This is a genomic window from Nocardia sp. NRRL WC-3656 (assembly GCF_000720265.1).
Taxonomy (GTDB): domain Bacteria; phylum Actinomycetota; class Actinomycetes; order Mycobacteriales; family Mycobacteriaceae; genus Nocardia; species Nocardia nova.
Window position 1 is genome coordinate 1 of sequence record NZ_JOJF01000058.1, and the last position, 15120, is coordinate 15120.

Consider the following 15120-nt stretch of genomic DNA (forward strand, 5'->3'; position numbering starts at 1 on the left):
GCCGGCATCGACTCCTCCGACACGATGATCCCTTCCGCTGAGACGCTCGGCCTCAGCCTCTCCGATCACCGTCCCGCCCACAAGATCTCAGACAGTCCCACCGATCCGGTCGCACCCCGGTCAGCAGAATGCGGTGTCGAAATCGGGTGTATCAGGTGGGTTCGAGACGTGCGCTGTCCCTCGGAACTCACTGCCCGGCGTCTGCGTTGTGAAGCGTTCCGAACGGCCGCCGACCACGCCGCAATTCGGGTGCTGGACCCGGCTCCTGCATCATTGCATGGAGGGGCTGCTGCACGGTCTCGGCGATCGCTGACAGGGTGTCGCGGATAGTTCGGGCGTTTGGGTTTTGCTATCGGGAAGGGGGCCCTAGGAGAGGGAGGACGATCGTGCATGTCGGTGGGGTGGCGTGGGCGGGGTCGAGTGCGTCGAGTACTTCGTGTATCGCTACTGGATCCGATGTCAGCTCGTTGTGTTCGGTGAAGTCGGTCGGGCAAAGATCTTGTAGTACAACGTTGTGCACGTTGTGGCCGTCGAGAAGGCCTGTGGTGTAGGGGGTGGCGATCTGGTCGTAGCGGGTGACGATCATGGTGAACGGGATCGCCGGTGTGGCATCGGGGTTCGGTTCGAGGTCTTGCAGGAACGGTGCCCCGGGTGACAGCTGACACGGTCCGCAGTGACGGGTGGCCGCCGCGCCGCTCCCGGTGGATTCCACCAGCGGCTGCACACCGGCGAGACCGCTGACCGTCGATCCGTGCAGGGGGGCGGCCAGTGCGACGTAACGGCCGATCTTCGACGCCCCGCCGAGTCGGCTCAGGTAGTAGTAGGCCACCACCCCGCCTATCGAATGACTCACCAAGTCAACCTGTTTCGCCCCCGTGGCGGCCTCGACCCGATCTATGAAGTTGCCGATCTGTGTGGCGCTGTCCTGCACGGGAGCGGTGGCGCCGATCGGGCCCAGCCCCTCGGATCCGTAGGTGGTGGTGTACACGCAGTAGCCAGCGTCGGCCAACACTGGCGACAGTGTATTCCAGCTGATGGTGTCGTTCGACAATCCGTGGAGCAGCACAACGGGATTCGGATGTGCTGCGGTCCGCCGGCACGATCGATCGTTGGCCCCAGGAGGCGATTGCCCCGGTCCGGTCAACTCGGCCTGCACACCACCCAGATAGCTGTAGGAGGGGGCGGGATCGGGTACATGATCGTCGGCCACGGCTGGACCGGCTGTTGTCACGAGCACCGTAGCAGCCAGCGTGGCAACGGATATCACTCGTCGCATCGACGCACTCCTTCGTTTGTATAGCCGGTCAGCAGTCCTTCCGCCCCCGCCGCGGAAGGAATGACCGACCGGCCGGTCATAATGTAGCATCGGGATACGCTGGCGGCAGCCTGAGAGAGGAGAGCGGTCATGGCCCGACCCTCGGAGCCCGGTCGTAGGGCGCTGTTGGACGCCGGTTCTGTGGTGGCCGAGCGTGCGGGACTGCGGGGGCTATCGGTCAACGCTGTGGTTGCGGCGGCGGGAATGTCCAAAGGCAGCTTCTATCACCATTTTTCGGACCGACGTAGTTACATGATCGCCCTGCACCGCCGCTACCACGATGTTCTGGCCGAAGCGATCCTCGCCGAAATCGGCGATCTCGCCCCGGGTTTTTCCCGTCTTGCCGCTGGCGTCACTTCGTATCTGGATGCATGTTTGCGGACGCGCGGTACGAAAGCCTTTCTTGCTCAGTCGCGTACCGACACCGACTTGCTCGATGAGGTCCATGCGCGCAATCGAGCAGTGGCTGCAGTCATCGAGCCGGATCTACGGGCTATCGGGTGGGACGATCCTGCGGCCGTGGCGCACCTGGTCGTCGCGATGGTCGCCGAAATCGCTTTGGCCGAACTGTATGCCGATGAGCCGCAGCCGACTCTGCGTTCAGCGGTGATCGGCCTTATCAACAGGGAGTAGGCGCAGCTCGCGCAACACCGACCGGCAACACCGCCGACTTCGTGCTGACCTCGGTCTCGAACGGTATGGCTCAGGGGGAGCCGTCGCCGCCCCTTCGGGCAGGTCTGCACCGGCCAGTCTGTAACTGCGTCCGCTGCGGGTTTTCGCGTAGGCGACGAGTTTGGGTTCGGGGTTCCTCGGGTCGTGTGGTCATGCGGTGCGGGTCGAGCGCCACGCCGGCGAGTTCGAGATCGTGCGCAGGGCGAAGGAGTCGCACATCGCTTGACCGGCCTTTCGGAGGCTGCCTGATCCCCAGTGATTCCGCGACGTCCTGTCGACGTCCTGTAGGTCCGAATGAATCGGCGACCCGGCTGAATCCGATTGTTCGTTGATGGAGTTGAGGAATCCGGGTGCGTCTTCGGTTTGTGCGTCGATTTGGCGCTGTGCCCATGGGTCGGGGCGTGGATCGGCGTGTGCCGCAGCGGTTGTCGTGACGAGTGCGGTGCCGATGGTGATCGCGGCGAGCAGTGACGATGCGGTGATGCGGGCGGTCCTGCAGATCGGCCATCGATTCGAAGTGGTATGGCGTTCGGGCGAGTCTGGAAGGCGCGACGGCGAGCATCGTCGGAGCCGTGGCGAAGAGGGCCGATGGGATCCAGTAAGTCGGCTGCGTCCATGATTCGTTGTGCGGGGGGCGTCAGCCGGATCATCGATGTTGAAGCGCGTGCTGAACCCGATCCACTACAGAAGCGAATCCTGTTGAATAACGGAACAATACTACCGGTGATGCCTGCTAGGACATCTGCTCGATCAGCCCGGTGGCCTGCTTCGAGACCTTCTAATCAGCGGGTTGACGCCAGGGGTGTAGTCGGGGCAGCCAGGCGGGGACGGCGGTGCGGTAGCGTTCGTATTGCGCGCCGTAGCGTGCGGTGAGGGTCGGCTGTTCGTAGGCGAGTACGAACGTGGCGGTGAGTATCCAGATGAGTGCCGCGTAGCCCAGTAGAGCGAGTTGGCCGAGTGCGAGATCCACCACGGCACGAGGCCGGCGACGGTGCCGGGCACGACAAGGAAAAAGGCGACGGTGCCGACGGCGGCAATGGGCTTTCGCATGGTGATCACCTCAGTATGCAGGCTACCTGCATAATAGTAGGCAGGTAGCCTGCATACTGTCGAGAGGTGCGAGTGTATGAATCAGCCGCTCATCGCGCTGCTGCGCGGTATCGGCGCCGTCATCGTCAGCGAACTCGTCACGAGGTTGCACGCGGCCGGCTATACCGACATCACCGCGGCCCACCACCCGGTGTTCTACAACCTCGACCCGGGCGGCACTCGGCTTACCACGCTGGCTGCCCGCGCGGGGATCACACACCAATCCATGGGGGAACTCGTCACGAGTCTGATCGAGCTGGGCTACCTTGCCCGCCGGCCCGATCCGGCAGACAGGCGTGCGCGCCTGATCGTGTTGACCGGTAAAGGCCGCCGCGCTGTTCGCGTGGCGCGCACGGCCGTCGCCGATATCGACCGGGAATGGATCGCCCGATTGCGGGCGGCCGGAATCCGCGGAGATATCCGGGCCGCGCTCGCCGCCTCGCTGGAGCAGGCACGCGGTGACCGGTGAATCCCTGTAGCGTCGGGGCCTCGCCCGTGGGTCGATCCTTGTTGGGACGCTCACCGTGCGGCGCGGCGGGCAGTGATCATGCCGCGGCCCGCGTAGTTCGAAGCGACCAGCGCGGCTGTGCGGCGCACAAGCTCGGCGAGGTGGGGATCGTCGAAAGGCCCTGTGTCGGTGAGGCACCGCGGCGGGCGAATATTGTTCCGATCCCGCCGATTCGAGGTGCTTGTGGTGGTGGTCGTGGGAGCATCCGAGCAATCGAGGATCAGGAAGTCCTGTTGATCATGGGGGTCAGACCGTGTTCAAGAACATCTGGGGGCGCAAGGACAACCGCACCGCTCCCATCGAAACCGCGCAACAACTGCAACTGAAACCTGGAGCTCGCGCACCCGGCGCGCGGCACGCCTCCAGCGAACGGCACCGAGGAGAATCAGCCCAGCCGCGGTCTCCCGCGATCACGAATATGACGACTGCGGAAGTCGCGCAACGCCTGATTCAACTCGCCGCGGCCGCCGAGGACTCGAGCACAGATGAGCAGCGCCTCGCGCTCAACATTGACTACTTGGATATGTGTTTGTCCCGAGACCGCCCGGTCGAGAAGCGGATTCGCCCGTTCGTCGAGATTCGAGGGATCGGTCATCAGCTGAACCGCGCCGGAGGGTCCGATCTGCTGCGAACCGTGGAAGACGAGATTCGCCGCGGCGATGAGGTGGTTGTCGCGGCCGAGCAGCCCGTGCAGGTGCATCGCCTCGACGCGGGCGAAGGCACCCACGAGCAACGGTGCCAGGCCAGCTTTTCGGCCACGCTCGGGCAGCTCACGGGGTTGTGGGACAAACTCGGCAGGACACCACAACTGGCAGCGCGCGAGATCACCCAACTCGCCGAGATCAGCGCGGCCCATTTCGACGAGGTCATCGACGACCGGAAACCGCTGCTGTGGAATGCGGCGTATCTCGACGAACTCCTCACCAGCGGCGAATCCGTCGAGGCGGCTCTGGTTGCCAGAGCTCGGATCAGAGGGATCGGCTACCGCCTCTCCTGCGCCGGCGGTCTAGACCTGATGCGGGCGGTCTATGACGTTTTGCGCGCTGAGGATCGACCGAATGCAGCTTCTGCCGGCTCGCGAGCGGCGATGGTCGGGCTCGTGTGGGGCGGGGGTGGAAAGCCCATAGGCGACTGGACGATGTGAACCATCTCAGGTGTCGGGTGTGGTGGGTGGTTTCGCCGGTGGTGAGGAAGATGGTGCGGCGCCCCGACTTCCACGGCGTTCTCGGCGAAGCGTTCGTGGGAGCGGCCCAGCAGGGTCAGATCGACCGCGGTGGGGACGCCGTAGGTCCAGTCGCGACCCAGCACCACAGCCAGGAGTTGTTCGTGCAGCTGGTCCATGGTGTCGTCGTGGGCGTCCAGACCAGCGGCGGCGTCCGCGTCGCCGGTATCGAGGACGGCGGCGGCGTTGGTGGCGATATGCCCGGCGAGCACCGCCATGCGGTGCAGGTCCCACGTGGCGAAAGAGCCTGTTGATTCACCGCTTGACCAGCCGGCCGGTCCGGCTGGCCAAAGCTCAGAGCTGTGGCCGAGGACTGCACCTGCTGTCATAGCTGCCTAGGGTTCTGTGAGACATGAACTTTGGAGGTCAACGTCGATTCTCGGTGCCGTACGTCGCCGTCTGGGCGTAAGCAACAATGATCGCAAGGCCGATGCCGACACAGTCGTCCCCGCGGCCGGTGAACGACGGAAAGGACCTTCGATGCCGTCCGGCTCAGCTTCAACCCCGACCTTGATGGCGGTCATGGCCCACCCGGATGACGAATCCACCAGCGCGGGAGGCATTTTGAGCCTGTACGCACGGCGGCGTGGGGTGCGTACCATTCTGGTCACCTGCACGAACGGCGAGTGTGGTGACGGAATCGACGGTGCGAAACCTGGTTCCGCGGGCCACAATGCGGAGAGGGTTGCCCAAACACGTCTTGCGGAGTTGCGTACAGCGTGTGCGCATCTCGGTGTGGGCACGCTCGAACTTCTATCTCACCACGATTCGGGCTCGATCGATCAGGTGCGTCCGGCGTGCACCGTCTTTGCTGACATACCACTGCAGACCGTCGCCGAGGAGTTGGGCGCACTCATCGAAAAACACCGCCCGCAGGTTGTCGTCACTCACGAGCCGACCGGCACCCGGCATGTGGACCACATCCATGCCGCGCGCGCGACAGAAGCTGCCGTTCGCGCGGGTGGCGTGGCGGCGAAGTTGTACTACGCGGCGCACGGGACCCGGTATTGGACGCGGTTGCGAAATGCTCTGCGCGAGGCGGGAATCGACTATCCCGAACCCGACCGCAGCCGGCGCGCGGTCACCGACGGTATCGATGAACACGTGGCCGCGCGCGTCGACATCCGCTCGGTTGTGTCCAGGAAGCGGTCGGCACTGTTTTCCCACGCCAGCCAGATCCATACCTCCACGACCGCGAAAGTTCCGGAGGAACTCTGGCCCACCGTCTTCGCCGTGGAAGAATACATTCGCGCATTCGATGTCACTGGGGCGCCGACACCGGAAGACGATCTCTTCGCCGGGCTCATCTGAGCGCCGAACAAGGAACCGACACGCTGACCGAGTCGAGAGTTGTCGAGTTTGCGCGTCGCACGGCGGAAAGGTGCCCTTCATGACGAAAAGTCGAACCGCGCTTCGGTTTTCGGTCCTGGATACTGCGCCGATCGTGCAAGGCTCGAACGCAAGCCAGGCGCTGCGTGAGTGCGTCGAGCTGGCGCAGTTCGTCGATGGTCTCGGCTACCACCGGTTTTGGATACCCGAGCACCACGGAATGCGCGGAGTAGCCAGTGCCGCACCGGCAGTCGTCATCGACCGCGTCGCATCGGTGACCCACCACATGCGGGTAGGAGCCGGTGGTGTCATGACACCGAACCACTCGCCCATCGTGATCGCAGAACAATTCGGCACGCTGGAGGCCTTTCATCCTGCGCGTATCGACCTCGGACTCGGACGGGCCCTGGGCGGGCCGCGCGAGGTCACCGACCGCATCCGCAGCCCCCACGACCGGGCAGCGACGCCCTTCGAAGGCCAGGTCCGGGAATTGCTGGAGCTGTTCGACGAACAGAGCGAGGATCGCGCCGCGGCAGTGCCCGCGGACGGAAACCGGCCCGAAATCTGGCTGCTCGGAAGTAGCGACTACACCGCGCGGGTCGCCGGTGCTCTCGGTCTTCCTTTCGCCGCGGCCCACCACCTTCAACCGAGTAACACGATCGCGGCCAACCGCGTCTACCGGCAGGCTTTTCAGCCGTCAACATTGTGCCCGGCGCCGCGGACCATGGTCAGCGTGGCAGTGATCGCCGCCGAAAGCGACGAACGTGCGCAGTGGCTTTCCGGACCATTGAGGATGAAGATCGCACGGCGAAAGGAGGGACAGCCGATACGCTTACCCAGCCCGCAGATCGCCGAACACTATGGGTATGCGACCCGGCGGGCGGCCGCAGACGAACTGGGCGGGGTCTTCATCGGGTCGCCGTCGACCGTGTTGACGCGCTTGCAGGACTTGGCAGAGGCCACCGAAGCGGATGAACTTCTGATCAAGACCGACCTCTACGACCCGAGCGATCGACGCGAGTCGTTCGAGCTGCTGGCCGACGACCTTCTCGCGCACAGTCACAGGCAAACCCCGTAGCAGGTCCAGCCGGCGGATCGTCTGCGTCCAGTTGACTGCTGCGCGCTCGTTTCCGGTTCCTCGGGTTCGGGCTCTGTGGGATCTTTTCGAGGTCGGCGGGGGAGTAGTAGGCGACCGGTCGGCATTGCAGGTCGAGTCTGGGGCCGAAGTACTCGCAGTCGTCTCGTGCGCATGCGGAGACCGTGCCGCGTGGGTGAGCAGATCGCGGTGGGTGACCGCATCGAGTGGTGCGGCGACATCGACGGCCGCCCCGTCGAACCCGGCGATCCCGAGGCACGGACGTACACCGGCGTCGTCGACTCGTAGGTGCTGCACGGTTTGGCAGACCGTTCGGTCGGGTCTCGTATTGTCGACGTGTGTTGGAGGTGGGTTCCCTGGTCAAGAAGTCGGCAGACAGCGACCACGTCTTCGAGATCGTCGAGATCGAAGACGACGCCCGGGCGCTGATCGCCGCGACGGGGGATGAGGCGGCCGTACCTGGTTCGTACCCGTATTGGTGGCCGCTGCGGCTGCTCACCCCTGCCGGGGACACGGCACCGGGGCAGTGAGTTCCCGACTCCGCCGCGCGCAGTCGATTTCGGCGCGCGATCTGGGGTCGCCCATAGGTGCTGGCCAGCAGGTTACGTATCCGGGCCTGAGTCCAGCGTTCGGCGACCCCGGGGTGTGGTTGCGCAGTGGTCATGTCCGGTACGACGCCGCGCGTCTCTCAGCGGCAGCAGTTGGGGTCCAAGACCACGCACAGCGCGGCGAGCGCGTCGCGTTTGGCGTGGTGGACGACGTTCATCCCGGCTCGTTCCGAATCGACCAGGCCCGCCTTGCGCAGTTGCGAAAGGTGGTGGCTGACCGTGGATTCCGACAGGCCGACCGCGGAGGCGAGGTCGCCACCATTTTCGCCGGTGCCGGGGCTGGCCAGCAGCAGTGACATGAGTTTCACGCGCACGGGGTCGGCGAGCGCTTTCAGGCGCAGGGCGACCTCGAGGGCGGCGGTGTCGTCGACCGGGCCGGCCGCGACCGGTGCGCAGCAGACCGGGGCGGACATGTCGATCACGGGCAACGCTTTGGGCATGGCGTCCACACTACCTGTGCGATTGACATATGTCGAAAAGGTGGCAGACTCGGCGGCATCCACTTTTTCGACATATGTCTCACTATGGAGGTTCTCATGTCCCGCGTGCAACTGGCCTTGAATGTCGACGATCTCGAGCAGGCGATCACCTTCTACTCGACCCTGTTCAATACCGAACCGGCCAAGCGCAAGCCGGGCTACGCCAACTTCGCGATCGAGGAGCCGCCGTTGAAGCTGGTGCTGCTGGAGAACACCGGTCAGGGCGGCACGATCAATCATCTCGGTGTGGAGGTCGAGACCTCCGAGCAGGTCCACGGTGAGATCGCGCGCCTGTCGCAGGCGGGGTTGTTCACCGAGGAGCAGATCGCGACCACGTGTTGTTTCGCCACCCAGGACAAGGTGTGGGTGACGGGTCCCAACGCCGAGAAGTGGGAGGTTTACACCGTGCTCGCCGGTACCGAGAACTTCGGTACCGCACCGGAATTCGCCACCGGTGACGGCGAGGCGGTACAGGCATGCTGCGGCACCGGCAGCGCGGCTGAGGGCGAAACCGCTCGCGACGAGTCGGGTGCCTGCTGCACCAGCGAGGCGAAAGAGAAGGCGATCGCCTCCGGCGCCGGCTGCTGTAGCTGACACCGGCGGGCGCGGCCGCCCGCGCGGTCGCGACCCGCGCGGTGACACTGCCGGTGCGGGGTGGGGGACGTTTGCCTCTGCCGCGGTGCGGGGGGTACACGGTCGAATGGAACGTACGGACCGGGATGGCCGGTCTTGGTTGTGGAGGTGGTGGTGGCGTGGGTGAGATGAAGTTTCTCGCGGGTGTGCCGCGGTTCGTGTTCTTCACCGGCAAGGGCGGGGTCGGTAAGACCTCGATCGCGTGCGCGGCGGCGGTGACGCTGGCCCGGGCGGGTCGGAGGGTGCTGCTGGTGTCGACCGATCCGGCGTCGAATGTGGGGCAGGTATTCGGTGTCACGGTCGGCAACACGGTGACCGCGATCGCGGGCGTGCCACGGTTGTGGGCGCTCGAGATCGACCCGGAGCAGGCGGTGACCGACTATCGGGAGCGGATCCTCGCGCCGATGCGCGGTGTGCTGCCGGAGGCCGATATCGCGTCGATGACCGAGCAGTTGTCGGGTTCGTGCACGACGGAGGTGGCTTCGTTCAACGAGTTCACCGCCCTGCTCACCGACGAGACCAGCGGCTATGACCACGTGTTGTTCGACACCGCGCCCACCGGGCACACCATCCGGTTGCTGCAGTTGCCCGGCAGCTGGAGTGAGTTCCTCACCGGCGGCGGCGATGCCAGTTGCCTGGGCCCGCTGTCGGGACTGGACAAACAGAAGGCCGTGTACGCGGCCGCGGTCGACGCGCTGGCGGATCCGCACCGCACCCGCCTGGTGCTGGTGGCGCGCCCCTCGCGGTCGACACTGGCCGAGATCGCCCGCACCCGTAGCGAATTGGCCGGTGTCGGGCTCGCCGATCAGCATGTGGTGATCAACGGCGCGCTGCCCGACACCACCGATTCCGGTGATCCGCTGGTGGCCGCGACCCGCCGCCGCGAACGCGCCGCGATCGAGGCCATGCCCGCGACCGTGCGGGAGCTGCCGCGAGATCTGGTCGAGCTTCAGCCCACCAATATCGTGGGCCTCGATGCCCTGACGACCCTGTTCGACCCCACGCCGGCGATGCCCGCCGTGGAGGCGGCGCAGCCGATGGTGGCGGCGGTGGCTGATGCGCCGCTGGCCGGGCTGATCGAGCAGATCGAACGCGATGGGCCGTGCCTGATCATGTGCATGGGCAAGGGCGGGGTCGGCAAAACCACCGTGGCCGCCGCGGTTGCTGTCGCGCTGGCCGAGCGCGGCCACGATGTGCATTTGTCGACCACCGACCCCGCCGGCGACCTCACCGAGACCGTCGCCGGGAGCCTGGAACACCTGCAGGTCTCGCGCATCGATCCCGCCCGCGCGGTCGCCGACTACCGCGCCCGGGTCATGGCCGGCAAGGGCGCGGGCCTCGACGAGGCCGCTCGCGCCGCGCTCGCCGAGGATCTGCGCTCACCGTGCACCGACGAAGTCGCTGTCTTCCAAGCGTTCTCACACGTCATCGCCGAGTCCCGGCGCAGGTTCGTCGTCATCGACACCGCCCCCACCGGCCACACGCTGCTGCTGCTCGACGCCACCGGCTCCTACCACCGCGACATCGTGCGCCAGATGGCGCCGGGCACCCGATTCGTCACTCCGCTGATGCGGCTGCAGAACCGCGAGGCCACGAAAGTTCTCCTGATCACCTTGCCCGAAACCACCCCGGTCCTCGAGGCCGCCGAGCTGCAAGCCGACCTCGAACGCGCCGGCATCCACCCGTGGGCGTGGGTTATCGACAACAGCCTGGCCGCTGCCGCACCCACCGACCCGCTGCTGCGCCGCCGCGCCGCCGCCGAACTCGACCAGATCCACAAGGCCACCACTTACACCGACCGATACGCGGTCATCCCCGCACTCGCCGAAGAACCCGTCGGGATTCCCGCACTCGCCGCACTCACCCGCCCCGCCCACACCGCAGCCGGGTAACCGCGTCCCGGTGCCCGGAGGTGTCACCCAGAATTCACTTGCCCTCGATATCGATCTCGGTCAATATCGATGTGTGTCTAATCAACGGGTGGATGTCACGGCGCCGGGCGCCGAACAGGCCGGATGCCAGGCCACAGAAACCATCGGCCGTGCACTGACCAGCGGCGAAGCCGCCGAGTTGGCGGTGATGTTCAAAGCCCTCGCCGACCCGGTGCGGCTGCGCGTGCTCTCGGCGATCGCCGCACGCGCCGGCGGGGAAGCGTGCGTGTGTGACGTCTCCGACGGTCTCGACGTCACCCAACCGACCATCTCGCATCACCTGAAGGTGCTGCGCGAGGCCGGGCTGGTCACCAGCGAACGCCGCGCCTCCTGGGTCTACTACCGCATCGTGCCCGAAGCGCTGGAGCGGCTGTCGCTCGTCCTCGGCCGCCAGGCCGGATTGGAGATGACCGCGTGAGCACTACCCAACAGGCTGCCCACCCCGCAGTGGTGGGCAAACTGTCCACCCTGGACCGGTTCCTGCCCGTCTGGATCGGCGTCGCCATGGCCGCGGGCCTGCTCCTCGGGCGCCTGATCCCCGGACTCGGTGATGGGTTGTCGGCGGTCGAGGTGGACGGGATCAGCCTGCCGATCGCGATCGGGCTGCTGGTCATGATGTATCCGGTGCTGGCCAAGGTCCGCTACGACCGCCTCGACTCCGTGACCGGTGATCGCCGTCTGCTCATCGGCTCGCTGATCCTGAACTGGCTGATCGGGCCCGCGCTGATGTTCGCGCTGGCGTGGCTGCTGCTGCCGGACCTGCCCGAATACCGCACCGGGCTCATCATCGTCGGCCTGGCCAGATGTATTGCCATGGTGATCATCTGGAACGACCTCGCCTGCGGCGACCGCGAAGCCGCCGCCGTCCTGGTGGCGCTGAACTCGATCTTCCAGGTCGTCATGTTCGCCGTGCTCGGCTGGTTCTACCTGTCGGTCCTGCCCGGATGGCTCGGCCTGGAGCAGACCACGATCGACACCTCGCCGTGGCAGATCGCGAAATCGGTACTGATCTTCCTCGGCATCCCACTGGTCGCCGGATTCCTCACCCGCCGCCTCGGCGAGAAAGCCCGCGGCCGCGACTGGTACGAGTCGAAACTCCTCCCGCGGATCGGGCCCTGGGCCCTCTACGGGCTGCTGTTCACGATCGTGATCCTGTTCGCCCTGCAAGGCCACCAGATCACCTCCCGGCCATGGGACGTCGCGCGGATCGCGCTGCCGCTGCTCGCCTATTTCGCGATCATGTGGGGCGGCGGCTACCTCTACGGCCGCATGATCGGCCTCGGCTACCAGCGCACCACCACCCTCGCGTTCACCGCCGCGGGCAACAACTTCGAACTCGCCATCGCCGTCGCGATCGCCACCTACGGCGCCACCTCCGGCCAAGCCCTCTGACACCGATGCGGCCGAAGGGGTTTCGCGGTGAGCGACCACCTGCCGGCGCCGTCGGTGCTGTTCGTGTGCGTGCGCAACAGCGGCAAATCGCAGATGGCCGCCGCGCTCCTGCGCCACCACGCCGGTGACACGATCAGGGTTCACTCCGCCGGAACCGACCCCGGCTCCGCGTTGAATCAGCTGTCGGTGCAGGTGCTCGCGGAAGTGGGTGTCGAGGTCGGTGACGAACACCCCAAACCCGTCGATCCCGAGCTGCTCTCCCGCATCGACACCGTGGTGATCCTCGGCCGCGAAGCCCGCCTCGATCCGCCGCCCGGGGTGCGGATCCTGGTGTGGGACACCGACGAACCCTCCCACCGCGGCATAGACGGCATCGAACGCATGCGCCTGATCCGCGACGACATCGCCGACCGCGTCACCTCCCTCCACACCGGACTCACCACCGCCCGGAGCGCACCATGACCAGCCCCACCACCAGATCGGCCGCCCCGATCGACCAGGCCGCGGCGCTGGCCACCGCCGCCGACCACCTGCACCGCGAGTTCGCCGACAACTTCACCCCCGCCACCGGCTGGTCCGGCGGCACCACCCCCGGCGACCGCATCGAACCCGGCGTCGTCGACACCATGGCCGAAGTCGGTATCGACATCATCCGGGAATTCCCCAAACCCTGGACCGAGGAAATCGTGCACGCCGCCGACGTCGTCGTCAGCATGGGCTGCGGCGACGTCTGCCCCACCATCCCCGTCGGCCGCTGCGAGGAATGGGACCTGCCCGACCTCACCGGCGCCGACCCCGCCACAATCCGCGACATCCGCGACGCCATCGAAGAACGCGTCCGCGCCCTCATCGCCGACCTCGACCTCGACCTCACCAACCAACCAACCCCAGCGTTCGAAAGGCCCTGCCCCGTCATGGCATCCACCCCCAGCGTCCTGTTCGTCTGCGTCCACAACGCCGGACGCTCCCAAATGGCCCAAGGCTTCCTCGCCCACCTCGCCGGCAACCGCGTCGAAGTCCGCTCCGCCGGAACCGAACCCGCCGACACGATCAACCCCGCCGCAATCCAAGCCATGGCCGAGATCGGGATCGACATCACCGCCCAAACCCCGAAAATCCTCACCCCCGACACCGTCCAAACCAGCGACATCGTCATCACCATGGGCTGCGGCGACACCTGCCCCTACTTCCCCGGCGTCGACTACCGCGACTGGAAACTCGACGACCCCGCCGGCCTCGGCATCGACGCAGTCCGACCCATCCGCGACCAAATCCGCACCCACATCGAACAACTCATCGCCGAACTGCTCCCCACCCAGACCACGAACTGACCGACACGACCGTCAAAGCTCGGCCCAGTACCAACGACCTATTCGACACGTTCTGATAGTTCGGCTTACCGGCACCGGGCAGCCGCCCACGCAGCAGGACGTTCGGGTCGCTGATCCTGGGCGCCCACACCCCGAGCGGGGAGTTCGTCTACGTCGGCAACGTCGGCACCGGCTTCTCGGTCCCGCAGCGGCGGGTGCTGCAGGCGCGCCTGCACGAGATCGCCCGGCAGGCAAGCCCGTTCGCGGTGGTGCCGCGGTTCGGGCCGGTACCGGCGTACTGGGTCGAGCGGTATCGGCCCCGCCACCGCTGCAATGGGTTCGACCACGGCGCTGTCCGGATGGCGGAACCCGCGTCGCCGCCGGTGATCCGGCGCATCGTGAGCCACAGGCCGACGTCGCCAGAAGCTCAGTGGTCGAACACGGCCACGATGTTCGGATGTTCAAGGCGCGCAGCCGAATACACCTGTTACCGTGCAGAGGTGGTGGCCATGGGCAACTCCATGGTCGCGAGTCGCGGAAGGCTGTGAACACCATAGGGCTCCATCCGGCACAAGGTGGGTGGAACCGTGGGCGGACTTCGACAAGACTGGCCCTATGCACTACGTCGGCCGAGTTCCTGCGCCGCCGTTGGATCTGTTCGTTGACGATATCTACTGTCTGACGGGGGTACCGCGGCACCGACGGATGAATGTGCCGTCGATGCCATCGGCGCATTTGTTTCTCAACCTGGCTGGACCGATTCGGCTGTGGGATCCGGATTCCTCGTCGGTGCCCGCCCTGTTCGTCAATGGATGGTTCATGGGCGTGTGCACCAGGCGGTTCGTGGTCGAGTATCCCGACCGGTTGACGGTTACATCGCCGACAAGAACGACGACGTCGGCCCGCTGCACGACTGGTACTTCAACGGTGACACGCCCATCACGGCCGGCATGGACGAAATATTCGACCATTCCGGAACCGGCAGCCGTTTCAAGGTCTCCGCCGCCTCAGCCGAATACGTTCGCGCCATGTGGGAATCGATCGGCGCCATCGTCATGGGCCGTACCCTCTTCGACCTGGTGAACGGCTGGGAGGGCCGCCCGCCCGCGGGTGAGCACGTGGTTGTCGTCTCACACCGCCCCAAACCCGACAACTGGCACCCCGAAGCCTCCTACCATTTCGTCGACGACGTGACCGCTGCGGTAGCCACGGCCCGCGAGTTGTCCGCCGACCGAAACGTCGCTGTGAATGCCGGCGAGGTAGGCGGCCAGATCCTTGCGGCCGGCTTGGTCGACGAAGTAGCGATGGACGTGGTGCCGGTCGTATTCGGTTCTGGCAAGCCGTATTTCGGTGGCATCGACGGTCGCCACCGCCTGGAGGATCCGCATGTGATCATCCGCGGCGAGGGCGTACTTCACCTGAAGTTCCGAGTCCGCAACTAGGTTCTGTGTCGAAGTGAGTTGAGGGTGGCACCGCGTAGCGGTGCCACCCTCAACTCGTCTCGGAACATGCTGTCCGCGTTGGCATATGGGCGAG

Annotated in this window: 16 protein-coding genes and 3 pseudogenes; 15 read left to right on the forward strand and 4 right to left on the reverse strand. The window is 66.0% G+C overall.

The genetic code is table 11. The features are described from left to right. Positions 1-349 precede the first annotated feature (349 nt). A complete protein-coding gene (locus IG65_RS0133290) occupies positions 350-1366 on the reverse strand; it encodes an alpha/beta fold hydrolase (RefSeq protein ID WP_156055919.1) in 1017 nt (338 codons plus the stop codon). A gap of 39 nt (positions 1367-1405) precedes the next feature. Between IG65_RS0133290 and IG65_RS0133295 the strand changes: the two genes are divergently transcribed. After that, the gene (locus IG65_RS0133295; protein ID WP_030518910.1) at positions 1406-1948 is read left to right on the forward strand and encodes a TetR/AcrR family transcriptional regulator; all 543 of its coding nucleotides are present in this window, start codon (positions 1406-1408) and stop codon (positions 1946-1948) included. Positions 1949-2765: 817 nt separating this feature from the next. Here IG65_RS0133295 and IG65_RS0133300 read toward each other — a convergent pair. Continuing rightward, complete coding sequence (locus tag IG65_RS0133300; protein WP_030518911.1) at positions 2766-2960, reverse strand: hypothetical protein; 195 nt, start codon at positions 2958-2960, stop codon at positions 2766-2768. A 153-nt stretch (positions 2961-3113) separates the two neighbouring features. Between IG65_RS0133300 and IG65_RS0133305 the strand changes: the two genes are divergently transcribed. Together IG65_RS0133305 and IG65_RS38260 are read left to right on the forward strand one after the other, a co-directional pair. After that, a complete protein-coding gene (locus tag IG65_RS0133305) occupies positions 3114-3545 on the forward strand; it encodes a MarR family winged helix-turn-helix transcriptional regulator (RefSeq protein WP_030518912.1) in 432 nt (143 codons plus the stop codon). A 292-nt stretch (positions 3546-3837) separates the two neighbouring features. Beyond that, positions 3838-4728 (forward strand): hypothetical protein, encoded by an 891-nt coding sequence (locus tag IG65_RS38260; protein WP_156055920.1) that lies wholly within the window; start codon positions 3838-3840, stop codon positions 4726-4728. Here IG65_RS38260 and IG65_RS39965 read toward each other — a convergent pair. After that, positions 4611-5135 carry a PhoU domain-containing protein gene (locus tag IG65_RS39965; RefSeq protein WP_369801643.1) on the reverse strand — a complete coding sequence of 175 codons (525 nt, stop codon included), beginning with the start codon at positions 5133-5135 and terminating at the stop codon, positions 4611-4613. The two genes, IG65_RS38260 and IG65_RS39965, sit on opposite strands and share 118 nt — an antisense overlap. Positions 5136-5286: 151 nt before the next feature. Between IG65_RS39965 and IG65_RS0133325 the strand changes: the two genes are divergently transcribed. The 3 genes from IG65_RS0133325 to IG65_RS0133340 all read left to right on the forward strand — a co-directional run bounded on the left by IG65_RS0133325 (position 5287) and on the right by IG65_RS0133340 (position 7761). Then, complete coding sequence (locus IG65_RS0133325) at positions 5287-6117, forward strand: PIG-L deacetylase family protein (RefSeq protein ID WP_030518916.1); 831 nt, start codon at positions 5287-5289, stop codon at positions 6115-6117. A gap of 79 nt (positions 6118-6196) precedes the next feature. Further along, entirely contained in the window at positions 6197-7213 is a 1017-nt protein-coding gene (locus tag IG65_RS0133330) for an LLM class flavin-dependent oxidoreductase (RefSeq protein ID WP_030518917.1), read from the forward strand. A 356-nt stretch (positions 7214-7569) separates the two neighbouring features. Beyond that, positions 7570-7761 carry a hypothetical protein gene (locus IG65_RS0133340; RefSeq protein WP_030518918.1) on the forward strand — a complete coding sequence of 64 codons (192 nt, stop codon included), beginning with the start codon at positions 7570-7572 and terminating at the stop codon, positions 7759-7761. Between the two features lie 158 nt (positions 7762-7919). Here the strand turns inward: IG65_RS0133340 and IG65_RS0133345 are convergent, their stop codons facing one another. Continuing rightward, positions 7920-8279: an Rv2640c family ArsR-like transcriptional regulator gene (locus IG65_RS0133345; protein ID WP_030518919.1), complete on the reverse strand. Its 360-nt coding sequence runs from the start codon at positions 8277-8279 to the stop codon at positions 7920-7922. Between the two features lie 96 nt (positions 8280-8375). Here IG65_RS0133345 and IG65_RS0133350 point away from each other — a divergent pair, with 96 nt between their 5' ends. From IG65_RS0133350 to IG65_RS0133385, 9 genes and pseudogenes are all read left to right on the forward strand, one after another. Further along, a complete protein-coding gene (locus IG65_RS0133350) occupies positions 8376-8912 on the forward strand; it encodes an ArsI/CadI family heavy metal resistance metalloenzyme (protein ID WP_036526491.1) in 537 nt (178 codons plus the stop codon). A 167-nt stretch (positions 8913-9079) separates the two neighbouring features. Then, positions 9080-10843 (forward strand): arsenical pump-driving ATPase, encoded by a 1764-nt coding sequence (gene arsA / locus IG65_RS0133355; protein WP_030518921.1) that lies wholly within the window; start codon positions 9080-9082, stop codon positions 10841-10843. A gap of 187 nt (positions 10844-11030) precedes the next feature. Then, on the forward strand, positions 11031-11300 hold the full coding sequence (locus tag IG65_RS0133360; RefSeq protein ID WP_081879936.1) for a metalloregulator ArsR/SmtB family transcription factor: 270 nt from the start codon (positions 11031-11033) through the stop codon (positions 11298-11300). Beyond that, positions 11297-12271, forward strand: a pseudogene (arsB, locus tag IG65_RS0133365) (ACR3 family arsenite efflux transporter); the annotation flags it as partial. The gene IG65_RS0133360 and the pseudogene arsB, both read left to right, overlap by 4 nt. A 30-nt stretch (positions 12272-12301) precedes the next feature. Further along, a complete protein-coding gene (locus IG65_RS0133370) occupies positions 12302-12736 on the forward strand; it encodes a low molecular weight phosphatase family protein (protein ID WP_036526486.1) in 435 nt (144 codons plus the stop codon). Then, positions 12733-13110 (forward strand): annotated as a pseudogene (locus tag IG65_RS39705) (low molecular weight phosphatase family protein); the annotation flags it as partial. The gene IG65_RS0133370 and the pseudogene IG65_RS39705, both read left to right, overlap by 4 nt. 78 nt (positions 13111-13188) lie before the next feature. Next, positions 13189-13605 (forward strand): arsenate reductase ArsC, encoded by a 417-nt coding sequence (locus tag IG65_RS39495; protein ID WP_030518925.1) that lies wholly within the window; start codon positions 13189-13191, stop codon positions 13603-13605. A 101-nt stretch (positions 13606-13706) separates the two neighbouring features. Beyond that, positions 13707-14132 (forward strand): annotated as a pseudogene (locus IG65_RS36320) (hypothetical protein); the annotation flags it as partial. Positions 14133-14396: 264 nt separating this feature from the next. Beyond that, on the forward strand, positions 14397-15026 hold the full coding sequence (locus tag IG65_RS0133385) for a dihydrofolate reductase family protein (protein WP_051757310.1): 630 nt from the start codon (positions 14397-14399) through the stop codon (positions 15024-15026). Positions 15027-15120: the final 94 nt, after the last annotated feature.